This is a genomic window from Pseudomonas sp. UBA6310 (genome assembly GCF_002438225.1).
GTDB classification, from domain to species: domain Bacteria; phylum Pseudomonadota; class Gammaproteobacteria; order Pseudomonadales; family Pseudomonadaceae; genus Pseudomonas_O; species Pseudomonas_O kuykendallii.
Map to the genome: position 1 here is coordinate 1 of NZ_DJTK01000036.1, position 1,435 is coordinate 1,435.

1 protein-coding gene is annotated in these 1,435 nt (G+C 65.0%); it reads right to left on the reverse strand.

The features are described from left to right. Positions 1-1,435, reverse strand: a 1,435-nt coding sequence (locus B3E91_RS08900; RefSeq protein ID WP_287029112.1) for a TonB-dependent siderophore receptor, incomplete at both ends; no start/stop codon positions are given.

Below are 1,435 nucleotides of genomic sequence, written 5' to 3' on the forward strand. Positions count from 1 at the left end.
TCGGCTCGTACTTCACGCCCACCTCGTACTGGCGGCTGGTGGTGGGTTCCAGGGGCGAGCCGTTGCTGAACACCTGCTGGGTCGGGACGAACGCGGTGGAGTAGCTGACGTAGGGCGTGAGGCCGTTGTCGAATTGGTACATCAGGCCGGTCTGCCAGGTGAAGTCGTGGTCCCAGTAGTCGAAGTCGGCCGCACCGTTGAGTGTGCCCGCACGGTTGCGGTACTGGCTGTTGACGTAGTCCTGGCGGCCGCCGAGGAGGAATATCCAGTTGTCGTACTTGCTCTGCAGTTGGCTGTACAGACCGTACATCTGCTGCTCCAGCAGGGCGTTCTGCACCGCCGCCTGCATCACCGGCTTGCCGCTGTAGACCGGGTTGAAGATGTCGATGCTGCCGCCCGCGCCCGCCTCCCAGTTCTGGTTGAACGAAGTACGATCGAAGCTCGCGCCCATCAGCACGGTGTGCTCGAACTCGCCGGCGTTGAAATGCCCCTCGAACTGGTTGTCCAGCGAGTAGACCATGGACTTGTTGTAGCGGTCGTAGGCCGTGTTGACGAGCGTGGTGCCGAAACCGCCGTTGTTCAGGTTGCCCGGCCAGGTTTCCTGGCGGTCGATGCGCGACTGCATGTAGCGCGAGTTCTGCCGGAATGCCCAGGTGTCGTTGAACGTGTGGCTGAACTCGTAGCCCAGCGACCAGCTTTCGCGCTCGAAATTGTCCCAGTACGGATTGCCGAGGAAGGCGTCCTTGTCGATCTTGCCGGCGGGATTGTCCAGCAGCGTGCCGGCGGCGGGATAGCCCAGTTCCAGCTTGGTACGGTCGCGCTGGTAGCTCGACAGCAGGGTCAGCGCGGTGCTGTCGTCGAAGTTCAGGGTCAGCGAGGGCGCGATGTAGAGGCGATCGTCCGGCACCTGGTCGACCTGGGTGTCGGCGTTGCGCCCGAGCATCACGATGCGCCCGAGGATGTTGCCCTCGTCGGTCAGCGGGCCGGAGACATCCACGCCCAGTTGCCGACGGTTGTTGCTGCCGTAGCTGAGCTGCACCTCGCCCTGCGGGGTTGCGGTCGGTTTCTTGCTGACCAGGTTGACCACGCCGCCCGGCGTGTTTTCGCCGTAGAGGATGGAGGTCGGGCCGCGGAAGACCTCGGTGCGCTCCAGACCGTAGGGCTCGCTGGTGCTGTCGTAGCGGTTGCCCTGCACGCGCAGGCCGTCGCGCAGCAGGCCGTAGCCGAAGTCGGTGGCGAGGAAGCCGCGGATGTAGAACAGGTCGCCAGCGAGCCCGTCACCGGCGGCGAACGGCGGCGCGAAGATGCCCGGCACGTAGCCGAGCACCTCGGTCAGGGTCTGGGATTTCTGGTCTTCCATGCGCTGGCGGGTGACCACCGAGATCGAGCGCGGGGTTTCCGCGAGCGGCGTGCCGGTCTTGCTGCCGGTGTTGCT